Raw genomic sequence first — 13,965 nt, forward strand, 5'->3', positions numbered from 1 at the left:
CCGTCATTGCCACCGGGACGAAGGGACATTGCGGGGCTCTCGCAATGCGCCGGACGGCCAGTGACGGAGTGGTGTCGCCCTGTCACAGGGGTGGGCTACGGTGGCTGTCCCGATATCCCGCTCCCGCCGGGGGTGCCCATGGCCGCCGCCATCACCCGCTCACGCCGCGCCACCATCAAGAAAGAGGCAGTCGGCATCCGGATGCGCTGCCAGCGCGAACGCCTCGACACCGAACAGACCGCCGCCGAGATCCGCCGGGCGCTGCCCGAGGTACAACAGCTGGAGGCCTGGCGGCTTGCACTGGGCTGGTCCCGCTCCGAGACCATCACCCAGGTCAAGGCCCTGTACGTCGCCGACGGGCTGTTACCGCGAAGCCTGTCCGACCCGATGCTGTGCCGGTGGGAACACGACCCGCGCGAGCGACCCGACCGCGAGTACACCGCCATGCTCTGCCGCGCCTACGGCGCCACCCCCGCCCAGCTCGGCCTGGGCTTGCCCGAACAAGTCGTTCCGGAGCGCGAGTTGTCCACCGTGATCCGGTACGGTCGGCCCGAGACCGACACGTGCAGCGCTGGCGCACGGGAAATGGTGGTGCACATGACCACAGCCGCCGGCCTTCCGGCCGTCCGTGAATCCCTCCAGCTCGCCCTTCTCGCCGATCCCCACGGCAGCGCTGAGGTCGCCGAGCTGGCTGACGCGGCCGTCGAACACTACGCCCTCACGTACCCCAAGCATCCCCCGTACCTCCTGTTCGAGGAGGTACGGGCCGCCCGCGGCCTGCTCACCGATTGCCTGGTCACCGGCCACGTCCACGAGCAGGTCGCGGGCGGACTGCAACGCAACGTCGGCTGGCTCTCGGCCCTGATGGGCAACCTCGCCTTCCACCTCGACGACCACACCGGCGCCCGCGCCCACCTGGCCACCGCCACCGCCTACGGCACCCGCACCGACGACGCACGGCTGACCGCCTGGGCCCTGGGCGCGCAGAGCATGGTCGCCCGCGCCGAGAACCGCTACGAGAACGCCCTGGCCTACGCCGAGCGGGCCGTCGCACACGCCCCCGCCGGCCTACCGAAGGCCCAGGCACACGCATGGGCGCAGCTGACCTCCCTCGCAGGTCTCGGCCGGGAGCAAGAGGCCGACACGGCGCTTGCCGCGGCCGCCCGCGAACTCGAATCCGATCGCGTGGGGTTCGCCCCAGGCCGGTTCGGGTTCGACGCCGCCGAGTACACCCTCCACCAGGCCGAGTCCGCCATCGCCCTCGGCCACCACAACCGCGCCCGCTCTGCTGCCGAAACGTCCATCGCGTCCACTGCCATGGCTACCCCCGGGTGGGCTGCGGCCACCCTGGTGCTCGCGCAGGCCGAGGCGCCCACCCAGCCCGCGGATGCCGCTCAGCGAGCCCTGGATGTCCTCGCCCGTGTCCCCGCTGCCCGGCTGCGTTCGACATCGCGCGCCCGCCTCGCCCGCCTCGACCAGGTCCTGGCCGGCGTACCGGCTACGGGGGTAGGCGACCTTCACGAACGTGTCCGCGTCCTCGTTCCCCTGATCGACAACCACGGCAACGCCAGCACCTGAGGCAAGGCTCTCGCCGCGCTCCAGCCACACGCAGCCTTACGGTCTGATCAGGCCCTCGGGCAGGATCGGAAGACCAGTAAGCGACAACTGGCCGATCTTGGTTCCGCTTCGATGACTTGCCTGTTCCGCTGTTCAGCGGTCCTACGGTCGGGTCATGCCAGTTGATTCGATCAAACTCCTGGACGAGCCGGCAGCCGCCGACCACGACGGCAAGCTGTACGTCATGTACCGCCGCTGAACCCGTGGAGTGTTAGCTGGACGCGTCGGCGGGATACCGACGGGCCTCCTTCATGCTCCCGGTCGCCGCTGATCAACCACGCCGGATCCCCTGTACGCGACTAAAGGTTGTTGCAAAAGCTCCGTCTCGGGCAGGCCGGAGTGGTGCTTGACCTGCTGTTTCACCCTGCCAGGGCGAGGTTGTGCATGGTGGCGACGGCCTGGACGGCGTAGTGGAGGCCGTCTCCTTTCTGACGGCAGTCGCGGAGGATCTTCCAGTTCTTCATGCGGGCGAAGGTGTGCTCGACGCGGGCACGGACCCGGCGGTGTTCGGCGTTGTCCTCTTCCTGACCGCGCAGGAGGGGCCGTCCGGCCCTTCTGCGGTGCGGGACGATCAGCCCGGTGCCCAGGTAGGCACCGTCCGCGATGACCGTGGTCCCGGCCGCTGCGGCCGGCAGGTCCGACTCCCGCCAGACGTGGGCATCGGCCTTGTTCCCGGGGGCCGGCCGAGCCGAGGCGACGACCAGGCGGGTGTCGGCGTCGATGATGACCTGCACGTTTGCCGAGAAGCGGTAGTTGCGGGAGGAGGCGCCGACCCGCCGGTCGCGGACCGGGATGAGTGTGCCGTCCACGATCCACAAGCGCTCGACGTCCACGACGGGCCGCGGCGCCGGCTCCAGCGCGAGCAACGGCCGGAGGCGCTGGATGACCCGGCAGACCGTCGCCGAAGAGATCCCGAACAACGGGGCGAGCTGCCGCATCGTGAGGTTCGTGCGGTAGTACACCGCCACCAACAGAACTCGGTCCGCCAGCGGCAGGCACCACGGCCGGCCACCACCGGGCCCGTTCCCGCCCCGCTCCCGCACCACCTTCACCAGCTTCGCGAACCGGCCGATCCGCAAGCCCGTGAACGTCTCCACCCACACCGGCTCAGCCCGCAACACCCCACCCATACAGGCAAAATGCCCAAGACTGAGCCTTCTGCAACAACCTTTAGCCGCCTCCCGCCCGACGCGGGCGGCGATCCGCTCCAGCACGCCGACGGCGCGCAGCGCGGCCAACGGCGCGTCCGTGGCCGTGGCGGTCAGCTGCTCGGTGGTCTCGACCAGGAGGGCGGCCAGCGGCTCGGGCAGCGGTACCGCGTTGTCGCGGACGAGAGACAAGTGTGCGTTCCAATCCGCGAGCGGTCCGGTGAGGTCGACGTCCGCCTCGTACAGCGGCTGGTCGCCGATCGCGTCCCAATCCAGGGGATACTCCGCGGCGCCGCGCCATCCGCACGCGCACCCCGCCCGGAGAGCCTCGGCGCGCGGGCGGCGGTGCCGGCCGTCGTAGGCCGACCAGTGCGTGGTCGACGGCACGTTAGGACCGCTCCCGACATCGAAGTACACCGGCCCCGGCTCACCACCGCCGACGAGGACACCCACCGCGCCCGCGTGCGCGTCCCCGAACTCCACCCGACAGCTGGCCCCGCGCCGCAACCGAGTACGGACTCATCGCCCCCTTGGAAGCAGAAGAAGAGGAGGAAGGACAGGACGCGAAGGTCATCCAGTTCCCGCTACGGACCTTCGACCCGCCACTGGTCCACAGCCCAGAAGTGCTCCACTCCACCAGCGTCGACCTCGCCCCAGCCGTTGCGGGAAGCCGCCGCTGACTCCCACACCAGGCCGGGCGCCGACCATCCCAGTGGGAAGCCAGCGCCCGGCCCCGCCTTCATCGGGCCTCAAAGCCCAGGAAGATGCCTGGTTCGCCCTGTCCTGGCCGCGCGGCGCCTCCGGGTCCCCATTTCCGTGCCGCCGAGGCTGCCGGACGGCGTGAGGAGCTTGTTCGGCCTCGGGGCCGGATGGGGCGCCCGCGGCCGGTCCTGAACCGTACGGCCGCGGAGGAACGGACTGTTGCCGTCGGAAGCCTTCCGATACCCCCGCGCACTCTGGTTCCTCGGGGCTGCGCTGTGAGGCTGGCGCTGGAGTTAACGGAAGGTCAGGCGCTGCCCTGGATAGACAGTGTGATGGGGTGGGTTCGCGCGAGATTGCAGCGCATGGACACAAAGGGGCGAAAATGCAAGGCCATATACGTCGACACGGGTCGTGGCGGAGGGCGGCGGGCGTCATCGCCGCAGCGTTGGCGGTCAGCGCAGGCACGGTGATGCCGGCGGCCGCCGACACCGACCCGCGGGGCTACCTCAAGATCATGAAAGCCCAGGAGATGTGGAAGGTTGCAGACGGCACCGGCATCACGGTGGCCGTCATCGACAGCGGCGTCAAACTTGTCCCAGGCCTGAGGAGCGAGTCCGTCCTTCCAGGCGTGTCATTCATGGAACCACCGCTCGAACACCCGGATCAGCAGTACCCGCCGCACGACGACTTCGTCGGGCACGGGACCACCATGACCGCAGCGATCGTCGGCGACGGCTCGGCAGGCGGCCCACAGGGCCTCGCTCCCGGCGCCAAGGTCATGCCCATCCGCACCAGCATCGGCACACCCATGGCTTTCGCCGCGATCGGCGAATCCGCCAAGGGAGTTCGGTACGCGGCCGACAACGGCGCCAAGATCATCAACCTGTCCATCGGCGGGTGGTGGTCGCTGGACAAGATCAGGTCGGCTGTCGAGTACGCCCAGAGCAAGGGCGTGCTCGTCTTCGTCGCCATGGGAAATGAGGGGGACGGCAATGAGTCCGCCAACCCCATCGCCGCCCTACCGGGAGTCTTCGGCGTAGGAGCCGTCGACCTCACTGGTGAACCCCTGCCGTCGTCCTCCTACGGACACGCCACGGACCTGGCCGCCTTCGGTAGCAAAGTCCAGCTCCGCTGCACCGACAACAAGGGCTGGTGCGTGGCAGACGGAGGTACCTCGTACGCCACCAGTCTGGCCTCCGCTTCCGCTGCGCTCGTCTGGTCGGCGCACCCCGACTGGACCGCGAACCAGGTGGCCCGTGTCCTCATCCAAACCGCCGGCGCCCCCGTCGACGGCTCCAAGCGCAATGACTGGGTCGGCTACGGAGTCGTCCGCCCCCGCATGGTGCTACTCGATCGCGCGGGAGACCCGGGGGCCCCTGACGTCGACCCCCTGGCCGCCCCAGCCCCCGCGAAGACCCCCACCCCCAGCGCCGACCAAACATCTGCGGCGCCACGCCGGGCGGAATCTGCGGTTGCGGAATCCGGCCTCTCCTGGCAGTGGCCGGCACTCGGCGCCGTCGTCGCCGTGAGCCTCGGACTCGGCATCACAGTGCTCGTCAAGCGCCGTCGCCGTTGACCCTTCCGGGCTCGCCCGCCCTGGCCAGAGACGAGCTGACCGAGCTCCTGGCTGGGCGGGTGTGTCCAGCCGTGACGGAGGTCCCCGTGCGCGGAGTCGGCCGTGTCGCGAACGCGGTCCGGGGCCGTCTTCTCGGCATGTCGCTGCGGTCGCGGCCGCCCGTGAGAGGGTGTTGCGTCCGGGACGGGTTCACCGAGGGCTGGGGCACGGCAGGTCTCGTGGATCGGGTCACTGCCCGGTGTGGAGTACCTCGCCGTGGTCCTTCGTCCAGGTGCGCAGGCGGCTCCGGATGCCGTCCGTCTCGGCCCACAAGGTGATGGTCACGTCGTCCGAGCTTCACCGGGCGCGGCGTTGCCGGTAGGGGTAGTTGAGCAGCTCGGTTCTGTCCTGCTGGAGGATGTCGAAGGCGATGAAGAAGGCGGGCAGGGACGTTGCGAGCGAACGCGCGCTGCGGCCGCGGGCGGCAGCTCGGCGCTGCAGTCCCTCGAACGACAGCTGGCCCGCTTGCTGGTCCCAGACGACGAGCTCCCCGTCGAGTACCAGACCGTCCGGCAGCTGGTCGGCGGCGGCGACGAGGTCGGGGAATCGGCGCGTATGTGCCCAGGGGTGCGTCGTCCGTTGCCAGGCTGCTCGACGGCTGCGGCGGGGGCAGCTGCCGGTAGGCGTCCTCCCCGCGCAGTCGCTTGACGTCCGTGAACAGCGGCTGCAAGTAGGCGAACTGAAATCCAGGCCGTGTCGTGACGGGCAGGGTACGGGCCGCCACTGACACCTGGAGAACAGTTTCGCGGGGCGGCCACACGGGGCGTTGCGCCGTAGGGCCATGTCATGGGTCAAGGGACGCCCGCCTCCGCAGTGAGCTGGGGAGGATCACCAGCTCACCGACTGCACGCCCGCAAGGGAAGCCGCATTCGAGGCCCGCGAACGGCTATGCGGGCGACTTTGGGGTCAGTGGCTGTGAGACGTGTGGCCATCCTCGGCCGGCTCGGCAGGTGCCTTCGACGGAGGCGCCTGCTCAACGGGAGCCTGGTCCGGCTTCGCGGGTGTCCCCGTCGTGGAGCCGTGGTCGTGGCCGCCGCCGGAGCTGATGGTGCCGGCAAGGGAGATCATGCCCAGCCACGTGAGGGCCGAGATGACGACGACGACTGCCGCGAACGGGCTGAGGAGGTGCCGCCAGCGGCCCTTGGAGTCCTTGGCGACGAACGCGACGTACGACATGAGCAGGCCGATGGGGGTCATCCAGGCGCTGCGCTCGGGGAACTGCTCGAAGTGCTGGATGCCACCGCCGACCATGCCGACACCGAAGGACAGCAGCAGGGAGAACGCGACCAGCGAGAACGCCTGGCTCACCGCCGGACGCTCGTCGGCCAGCACGAACTCGTTGACGATGGTGCCGAGGAGGAACACTACGGCGCCGACCGCGCAGATGATCGCGTACAGCGAGGGATCGATCGGGTAGTGGACGACGGCGCCGGCAATGAGGGCGGCGCCCATGAAGTAGAGCATCTGGCCGCTGTAGCGAGCCGGGAGCGACTTCCTGTCGAAGGCGGGGCGGCGATGTTTCGAGGCGGAAGTCTGGCGGCGCTCGGGCTCGAGAACGGTGGTCACTCGGGTAATGCCTTTCAGATCTTGGCGGGTGAGAGCAGGCAGAAGCGCGCCGGCACCAGTGGTGCGGCGTCATGCTGGTGCAGCTCTCAGCAGCGCAGGATCGAAAGTCGGTGAAGGCACGGCGGGTCGCCGGTGCGGCTGGTCCAGGAGTCCGTGCGTGCTGCCCATCGGCGCAGGACGCCGTTGCCGCCTCCGCGCCTGAGAACGAACGTGAACAGGGCGGCGACGATATACAGCAGCGCCAGGCAGCTTTCTCCGACTCCGCCGTGGTCGCATTCGCCGTCCGGGCTGTGCGGTGTTGTGGTGGCATCGGCGGGAGCGACGTGAGAGTGAGCGTGCTGAGTTCTCTCACCTGCGTCGATGGCCGGGAACGCCGCGGCGTGGCCGCTGTGGACTGGCTGATGTGAGGCCAGGACGTGCATCGCGAAGAGGGCAAGCACCACCGCGAGGAGCGTTGCCCGCAGCAACGCTCCTACCTGACGGTCGCGACGGACGTTGCCTGAGATCACGCCTCACGACCATAGGAGGGCTTGGCAGCGGGAAGGCCAGCAGGGGCGTCCCCACCCGGACTGGAAGGAAGATAGCACCGGGTGCGGATGCGTCTGCGCGGCGTCCACAGCGTGGGCGGTATCGCACTTCGGCGCCGCCTGCAGCGCCTTCGGCTGCGGGGTTCTGCGCGCCTCGACCAGCTTCGCCATCCGGGCCAGCTGGGTATCGGCTCCGAGCCGGGTCGCTTCGATGACGAGGCGGCACACATGACCATCCGCTTCCGCATAGCCGCGCTCGCGGTCGCCACGGCGACGCTTCATCTCCTCGGCCGTCATCATCCCGGACATGTCGTGGCCCCCTCGGGTGCGGGCAGCCGCCAACGGCTGCCCGCACCCGGGCCGGCCAGCCTTTCTTCCCTTCAATTCCTTGAGGGTCTTGAAGCCGTCGGCCTGAATGGCCTTGAAGTGGACGAAGAGATCATCACCCGCCTGACGCCGCCATCCCTGCCCACCCCCGACCGCCGGGGAGACTCAAGGCCGTGAGCGGCGCGGGTCCCCCTGCCTGCCTTCACGGGCGCGGGTACTCGTGGCCCGGCGGCGGGTACTCCTGGCCGGGGAGGTCGGCGACGCCGTAGAGGACGATCCGGCGGATGTGGGCGGAGTCGAGGAGCGCCCGGGTTCCTCGGAGGTTGCCGTGGGCGAGGCGGCAGTCACAGGTGCGTGGCATCAGTCTGTATCGAGGCCGTCGATCAGGCGGTTGAGGAACCGGGTGAAGGTGGCCTCGGGTGTGAGGGGACGTCCGGGGGCGGAGAGGACTTCGGCGAGTTCCGGGTGGCAGCCGTCGGCGGCGACAGCGGCGAGGTAGCGGCCCTCGGCTGCGGCCCGGTCCGGTGATCGTGAGACTGCGGCCTGCGTGATCTCATGGGCAACGTGGCCGGCCACGAATGCGGTGATCTGGGCGAAGACCTCTAGCTTCGCCGCACCGTCCAGCCCGGTGGGTCGCAGGACGGCGAGCACGTGTTCCAGGAAAGCCAGTGTGTTGGGGCCCGGAACGCGGCGGGTGGACAAGGCGGCGGGCAGCCAGGGGTGGCGCAGCATGTGGGCGCGCTGCAGGCGGGCCACGGTCTTCAGATCGGCACGCCAGTCGCCGCTGGGTGGGTCCGTGACTGCGAGTTCGCCGCTGACGTGGTCGACCATGAGTTCCAGCAGTGTGTCCTTGTCGGGGGCGTAGCTGTACAGCGACATGACGCCCGCGCCGACCTCGGCGGCCACCCGCCGCATGGTGACCACCTCAAGCCCTTGTGCGTCCGCCAGGGCGACGGCGGCTGCGGTGATCGCCTCCCGACTGAAGGAAGGCCTGCGGCCCCTGCGCGGCTCGCCGGGACGCAGCCAGAGCTCTTCGGGATCGACGCCCCCGGCACTGGACCTTCCGTCACTGGACACGGTTTCGCTCTCCTTCCCTGACTGTAGAGCGATGGCTCTTGCGTAGGTCATCCAAGCATCCCCTATTCTCGTACATCGTACGAGAATAGAGGAGGGAACGATGCCATCACGCACGCCCGACGCCGTGGCCAGACCGGTATGGGTACCACCCGCCGGAAAGCCGCCACTGTCCTCCAGGGTGATGAGGGCGACCTGGCGAGGTCTGCCGGCGAAACGGCACGAGGTCGGATGGGAGCCGGGGCTGGTGGTGCCGGCCGCCGACGGCAGCCCGTTGATCACTGACCACTACTTTCCGCGCGACCAGGGCGACTTCCCCACCCTCCTGGTCCGCTCGCCTTACGGCCGAGGCCTGCCGTGGTCACCCCAGTACGGCCTGCTCTTCGCCGAACAGGGCTTCCACGTGGTCCTGCAGAGCTGCCGCGGCACCGGCGGTTCGGGCGGCGTGTTCGACCTGTGGCGCAACGAGGCCGCCGACGGCCAGGCCTCGGTGTCCTGGCTGCGCGAGCAACCCTGGTTCAACGGAACACTGGGGACCGTCGGCCCCAGTTACCTGGGCTATGTGCAGTGGGCCCTCGCTTTGGACCCACCGCCAGAACTGAAGGCAATGGTGGTGCAAGTAGGGCTGCACGATCCCTACGCCCTGTTCCACGCAGACGGTGCGCTCCGCCTGGAGAACGCCCTCGCCGTGGGCGTGGGCATGCACTACCAGCACCAGGGCATGGCACCGTTCCTCAGGGCGACGCTGCGTCTCCAGCGCCGCCTGCGCGACGTCACCACCGCACAGCCCCTGCGTGGGGCGTACGTGTCAGCCCTCGGGAGCGAACTGCCTTGGTTGGACGACGTGATGACACACCCGGACGCCAAGCACGCCTACTGGCACGGCGCGTCGTTGGCGGAGTCGGCGGAGCGGCTCCGCGTGCCCACAGCTCTGATCACCGGATGGCACGACGCGCTGGCCGACCAGACCTTCGAGCAGTATGACCGGCTGCGCCAGGCCGGATGTGAGACCGCCCTGCTCGTCGGTCCCTGGACGCACACTTCCGCCCTGCAGGAGGGATGGCCGGAGGTATTCGCCGAGAGCCTCGCCTGGCTGCGCGCCCACCTGTACGCCGATCCCTCCGGCCTGCGTCCCACCGCGGTGCGTGTGCACATCGGCGGCGAAAACACCTGGCGGGACCTCGACGACTGGCCGCCGGCCACGGCTGCCACCTCGTGGTACCCCATCCCCGGCAGGCATCTCACCCAGCAGGCCCCCGCAGACTCCGCACCCGTGACGGCGTTCCGCTACGACCCGGCCGACCCCACCCCCTCCCTCGGCGGCCCACTGCTCTCCCGCACCGCCGGCCCCCGGGACAACCGCACCCTGGAGGCCCGAGACGATGTCCTGACATTCACCGGCCCAGCGCTGACCGAGCCCATGGACATCCTGGGCCCCGTCTCCGCACGGCTGAGCATCTCCACGGACACCGGAAACGCCGATGTCTTCACCCGTCTGTGCGACGTGGACCCACAAGGCCGCTCCATCAACATCTGTGACGGGCTCGGCAGCCTCCGCACCGCCGAACAGGCGCCCTCGCAGGTCACTGTGCCGATGAGTTCCACCGCCCACCGCTTCCCCGCCGGCCACCGCATACGCTGGCAGATCAGCGGAGGCGCCCACCCGCGCTACGCCCGCAATCCCGGCACCGGTGAGTCGCCGGTGGACGCCACCACCTTCACACCGGTGCGCATCACGCTTCACACGGACTCGGCGCTGGTACTTCCCAGCAGCTCTGAGCCTACGTAATTCGTCAGCCCTCCAGGAAACGGTCGACGAGCCGGGCCGTCCGGCCCGGCTCACTCCTCCGGCGGTGCCACGCACGGCTGATGAGGTAGTGAGCCGTCGCGCCCTGGAATTGGTGCGCCGTGCGGCCCCGCGCACTCGCCCCCGTCCCGCCGGGCCGGGAAGTGACGAGCACCTGACCCAGGGAGTGGCTACCAGTGCAACGTAGGGCCGACCACCGCACCGGTGACGTGGGCGTCTTCCTCGGCCCGGACGTTGGCAAGACCGCCCGCCACGGCCACGGTCCCACCCCCGCCGGGGTCCGCGGCGGCAACCTTTACCCGTGACGTAATCGACTGCACTCCCCTACCGCGGCAGTGTGGTGCACCTCAATGAGACCCCCGACGAGGGTTCCGGCATCGCAGACCCAAGGAGCACACCATGCACGTCAAGTCTACTGACGCCACCGCGAGTTCCATCGCTGACACTACCCGTCACGTCGTCCAGGAGTTCCTCGCCGCCCGGGTGGCCGGGGACGTAGAGCGGCTCGTCGCGCTCTTCGCGGACGACGTCGACTGGATGCTCGCCGAGAACCCCGCCGTCCCGTGGATCCGGCCGCGCTCCACCGGAGTCGAATGCGCCGCCCAGTTCACGGAGCTGGCCGTGCACACGGTGGCCGAGGACGCGCGGGCCTCCGTCGACACGTTCCTCGTGGACGGCACCCACGCCGTCCTGATGGGCCACCTCTCAGGGACCGTGCGCGCGACGGGGAAGTCCTTCGAGGGCCCCTTCGCGCTGCGCCTCACCGTCGAAGAGGGCCGAATCACCCGGCACCACCTCTACGAGAACAGCGTCTCGATCGCCGCGGCGTGCACCACTTCCTGAGTGAGGAGACCATCGTGGTCGCCGTACCGGCCAGGCGCCGGCGCGAGCGGGCGAGGCGGTGAAGCGGCCGGCATCTCACGCTCTACGCACATCGGACGGGAATCACGGCCGTCGGCAACATCCCCGTACCGAGGTGAAACGCGGGCCGGCCAAACCGGATCGACCCAGGCCCAGAAGTGCGGGCCGTGGAGCGAATCGGCGCGAGCCAACTGTCCTGGGTGGCGCGGCGGCGCTCGCCGCGCAGCTGCTGGCGGACTGTTTTTTCAGCGCCGTCTCGGCGTCGCGGCGGGTGCTTGTCCAGGGCAGGCCGATGAACATCTGCAGGAGGCTGACAACGGATCCGTTCTGAAGGTCTCCGAGGAGCTTGTCTCAGCCGCCGCACCGCCCCGGGCAGCCTGGCCCCCTGAGCATGCTCAGCTCCCGACCTTCGCCTACAGACAAGCAAGCCCAACCACCCGTCCCGGCCCCCGCAGGCCAGCCCCGCCCAGGCACCCCTTTCCCCCTCCAGAGATGTAAGTCTGAGAACTCACCGGTGCAGGAACGAGCCTTGACCTGTACGAACGCGGAGGAGGGCTCCTGTGCAGTTCCCCCCTTGTTTCCCCCTCCTACGTACCCCCTTATTTCCTCCTCTTGGTTCCCCCGATGTTTCCCCCCTTGTTTGCCCAGCTGCCGGGTCGGTGGGTCGCTTCCGGAGCCGTCACACAGGCGAGGCACGGCGAACGGCGACGATCGGCCTCGGACGCGGCCACCTTTCATACCACCACCGGGCTCAGACTTGCCCGGGATCCGGGGCTGACCTGTGGTGGGGAGTTGTAGTGGTGACTGCAGAACCGGTCGCTCACCGGACCGGTGAGTACGATGCCCAGTTCCAACCGGCGGCCCACAGCGGGCTGGTAGGCCCGGTCCCCTTCTGAGATCACCGGCTGCCGGCTGTGCTGCGGGCAACCGATGGTGCAGACCAGCGCTGCACCGCGTTGCGGCATTTAGAACCTTGACGTCGAAGGTGCCCGTGTCATGGGGCGCGGGCACCGGTCGAGCGCGCCAGCGTCGAGCGGGCCTGCAGTCCCAGGCGCCCGCGAGCCGCACATCGCTTCCAAAGCTGAGTCCCTTCAGTCCCTGACCAAGGCTGACCCTTATCAGGTGTACGAGAGGCAGCCATGGGTGTCGGCGTATAGGAGGCGGCCGGGCTCGCCCGCTGTGTCGGTCAGTGGGCAAGTCCGGCCGTGATGTCGGATAGAGAAGGGGGCAGCGTCAGGCCGTCTCTCTTTTCGGTTCCGATTCTGCGGCCAGGACCAGCTGGGTGACGGTGAGGTCGTCTAGGGTGCGCACGGTCACGCGGTACAGGCCCGGTGTGTAGGCCACAGCTCGAGCCATGATGTCGCCGTCGCCCCAACCCAGGCGGAGCCTTTGGGTGGACCCCGTGCTCAGGTCGGTGACTTCGCACCTGACGCCGCCCAGGGAGTCCACGCCGCTGAGCGTGATGGTCCAGGGGGTGCCGACGTCGACGAGGTCGGGGACGTCCAGGCCGCATCCAGGAGTCCCCTGGGGCGGGCCGAGGTGCTCGTCGTCGCGCAGGATTTCCGCGACGGCTTTCAGCGCGATGTGGTCGGAGGCGACGGCTCCGTGCTGGAGTGGCAGGGGCGTGATGGCCGGGCCGACGGCCGCTGACTCCTTGTAGACGGTTCCGTCGCCCTTGACGTCGTAGAACTTCAGGCGCCCGCGCGGATCGCGGATGAAGTCGCCGTTGGTGTGCTGGCGGGCTCCGTGGTGATGCGCTTCGACGACCCCGGCGTGGATCGTCAGGCTCTGCAGGGTGCTCTGCTGGGTGCCCACGACGGCTCGGTGGGCGGGCAGGGCCAGGTGGGCTTGTCGGCGGTGGAAATCTTCTGCGGCGCGGGCGAGGTTGGCGTTTCCGCCGATGGCAGCGACATCTTGGGCAGTGAGGTGGCGGATGTCGTCGCCGTCGATGAGGCAGGTGTACTGGGGCAGGAGGTCGTGCAGACCCGGCATGGTGGCGGAGATGGACTGCAGCTGCCGGTGTGGGAGGGGCACGGGGGTGCCGCGTCCGGTGTTGAGGATGGCGGTGGCCTTCACGGCACCATAGAACGGAGTGCCGAGGGTGAGGACGGCTCGGGTGTCCTGGGCGAGGTCACTGTCGTGAGCGGGGTCGAGGGCGGCTCGGGTGACGAGGCCGCCCATGGAGTGGGCGACGAAGACGAGGCGTGCGGGTCGCTCGTCGACACGGTGGCGGCGGGCGGCATCGTGGGCGTCGTGCTGGCGCCAGGTGGTCAGGTGCCGGCGGGCGGCATCGGCCAGGAGCCGGCCGTTGGCGGCGACGGGCAGGCGCCAGTCGTAGGGGAATTGCATGATTGCCGCAGGGTGGGCGACGCAGTCGCGGACGGTGTTGATGAGGCTGGTGTAGGGCTCCAGGCCCTGGAGGTAAGGCGTCCATGAGGAGTGGCGCATGAGCTGGGTGGCTCTGATGCGGCCGGTCTTGCCTTCCAGCTCGTCCTCGGTCAGTCGCAGGGGTTCCAGGCCTTTGGGCTGTGTCCACGCCTTGAGGAGCCAGGCAACGCCGGATAATCCCCAGATGGTCTTTTGCCTGGTGGTGTCATAGAGCTCGCTGCCCATGATGCCGGGGACGATGACTACGGCGTCCTGGGTGATGTCTGCGGTGAGGGGTGCGGTGGTGTTTTTCTCGGGTTCCGGCGTGCGGTGATTCATGGCTGGAACAATAGG

At 69.3% G+C, this 13,965-nt stretch carries 13 protein-coding genes; 6 read left to right on the forward strand and 7 right to left on the reverse strand.

Features of this window, described 5'->3' with window-relative positions:
* Positions 1-138: 138 nt before the first annotated feature.
* Positions 139-1,578: a Twin-arginine translocation pathway signal gene (locus ACIPUC_RS31605; RefSeq protein ID WP_446593818.1), complete on the forward strand. Its 1,440-nt coding sequence runs from the start codon at positions 139-141 to the stop codon at positions 1,576-1,578.
* A gap of 398 nt (positions 1,579-1,976) precedes the next feature.
* Here ACIPUC_RS31605 and ACIPUC_RS31610 read toward each other — a convergent pair whose 3' ends face one another.
* Positions 1,977-2,747 carry a transposase gene (locus tag ACIPUC_RS31610; RefSeq protein ID WP_446593945.1) on the reverse strand — a complete coding sequence of 257 codons (771 nt, stop codon included), beginning with the start codon at positions 2,745-2,747 and terminating at the stop codon, positions 1,977-1,979.
* A gap of 1,165 nt (positions 2,748-3,912) precedes the next feature.
* On the opposite strand from ACIPUC_RS31610, the gene ACIPUC_RS31615 reads away from it, so the two are divergent.
* Positions 3,913-5,043: a S8 family serine peptidase gene (locus ACIPUC_RS31615; protein ID WP_446593819.1), complete on the forward strand. Its 1,131-nt coding sequence runs from the start codon at positions 3,913-3,915 to the stop codon at positions 5,041-5,043.
* A gap of 336 nt (positions 5,044-5,379) precedes the next feature.
* On the opposite strand, the gene ACIPUC_RS31620 is transcribed toward ACIPUC_RS31615, so the two are convergent.
* From ACIPUC_RS31620 to ACIPUC_RS31630, 3 genes are all read right to left on the reverse strand, one after another.
* Entirely contained in the window at positions 5,380-5,865 is a 486-nt protein-coding gene (locus tag ACIPUC_RS31620; protein ID WP_446593946.1) for an ATP-dependent DNA ligase, read from the reverse strand.
* Between the two features lie 123 nt (positions 5,866-5,988).
* Entirely contained in the window at positions 5,989-6,648 is a 660-nt protein-coding gene (locus tag ACIPUC_RS31625; protein WP_446593820.1) for a hypothetical protein, read from the reverse strand.
* An 86-nt stretch (positions 6,649-6,734) separates the two neighbouring features.
* On the reverse strand, positions 6,735-7,157 hold the full coding sequence (locus ACIPUC_RS31630) for a DUF6153 family protein (RefSeq protein WP_446593821.1): 423 nt from the start codon (positions 7,155-7,157) through the stop codon (positions 6,735-6,737).
* Positions 7,158-7,238: 81 nt separating this feature from the next.
* On the opposite strand from ACIPUC_RS31630, the gene ACIPUC_RS31635 reads away from it, so the two are divergent.
* Entirely contained in the window at positions 7,239-7,679 is a 441-nt protein-coding gene (locus tag ACIPUC_RS31635) for a hypothetical protein (RefSeq protein WP_446593950.1), read from the forward strand.
* Positions 7,680-7,704: 25 nt separating this feature from the next.
* Here ACIPUC_RS31635 and ACIPUC_RS31640 read toward each other — a convergent pair whose 3' ends face one another.
* Both ACIPUC_RS31640 and ACIPUC_RS31645 read right to left on the reverse strand, forming a co-directional pair.
* On the reverse strand, positions 7,705-7,863 hold the full coding sequence (locus ACIPUC_RS31640; RefSeq protein WP_446593822.1) for a hypothetical protein: 159 nt from the start codon (positions 7,861-7,863) through the stop codon (positions 7,705-7,707).
* The gene (locus ACIPUC_RS31645; RefSeq protein WP_446593823.1) at positions 7,863-8,579 is read right to left on the reverse strand and encodes a TetR/AcrR family transcriptional regulator C-terminal domain-containing protein; all 717 of its coding nucleotides are present in this window, start codon (positions 8,577-8,579) and stop codon (positions 7,863-7,865) included. Before ACIPUC_RS31645 ends, ACIPUC_RS31640 begins: the two co-directional genes overlap by 1 nt.
* Positions 8,580-8,760: 181 nt before the next feature.
* Between ACIPUC_RS31645 and ACIPUC_RS31650 the strand changes: the two genes are divergently transcribed.
* The 3 genes from ACIPUC_RS31650 to ACIPUC_RS31660 all read left to right on the forward strand — a co-directional run bounded on the left by ACIPUC_RS31650 (position 8,761) and on the right by ACIPUC_RS31660 (position 11,226).
* Positions 8,761-10,365 (forward strand): CocE/NonD family hydrolase, encoded by a 1,605-nt coding sequence (locus tag ACIPUC_RS31650; RefSeq protein ID WP_446593824.1) that lies wholly within the window; start codon positions 8,761-8,763, stop codon positions 10,363-10,365.
* A 194-nt stretch (positions 10,366-10,559) separates the two neighbouring features.
* Positions 10,560-10,688, forward strand: coding sequence for a hypothetical protein (locus ACIPUC_RS31655; RefSeq protein WP_446593951.1), 129 nt, complete (start codon positions 10,560-10,562; stop codon positions 10,686-10,688).
* Positions 10,689-10,782: 94 nt separating this feature from the next.
* A complete protein-coding gene (locus tag ACIPUC_RS31660) occupies positions 10,783-11,226 on the forward strand; it encodes a nuclear transport factor 2 family protein (RefSeq protein WP_446593825.1) in 444 nt (147 codons plus the stop codon).
* A 1,251-nt stretch (positions 11,227-12,477) separates the two neighbouring features.
* Here ACIPUC_RS31660 and ACIPUC_RS31665 read toward each other — a convergent pair.
* Entirely contained in the window at positions 12,478-13,950 is a 1,473-nt protein-coding gene (locus tag ACIPUC_RS31665) for a lipase family alpha/beta hydrolase (RefSeq protein WP_446593826.1), read from the reverse strand.
* Positions 13,951-13,965: the final 15 nt, after the last annotated feature.

This window comes from Streptomyces sp. LARHCF249 (assembly GCF_052871255.1).

Excerpts from the sequence above, each read along its gene's own strand:
- ACIPUC_RS31605 (WP_446593818.1), top strand. The coding sequence starts at position 139 with ATGGCCGCCGCCATCACCCGCTCACGCCGCGCCACCATCAAGAAAGAG.
- ACIPUC_RS31610 (WP_446593945.1), bottom strand. The coding sequence starts at position 2,747 with ATGGGTGGGGTGTTGCGGGCTGAGCCGGTGTGGGTGGAGACGTTCACG.
- ACIPUC_RS31620 (WP_446593946.1), bottom strand. The coding sequence starts at position 5,865 with ATGGCCCTACGGCGCAACGCCCCGTGTGGCCGCCCCGCGAAACTGTTC.
- ACIPUC_RS31640 (WP_446593822.1), bottom strand. The coding sequence starts at position 7,863 with ATGCCACGCACCTGTGACTGCCGCCTCGCCCACGGCAACCTCCGAGGA.
- ACIPUC_RS31650 (WP_446593824.1), top strand. The coding sequence starts at position 8,761 with ATGAGGGCGACCTGGCGAGGTCTGCCGGCGAAACGGCACGAGGTCGGA.
- ACIPUC_RS31660 (WP_446593825.1), top strand. The coding sequence starts at position 10,783 with ATGCACGTCAAGTCTACTGACGCCACCGCGAGTTCCATCGCTGACACT.
- ACIPUC_RS31665 (WP_446593826.1), bottom strand. The coding sequence starts at position 13,950 with ATGAATCACCGCACGCCGGAACCCGAGAAAAACACCACCGCACCCCTC.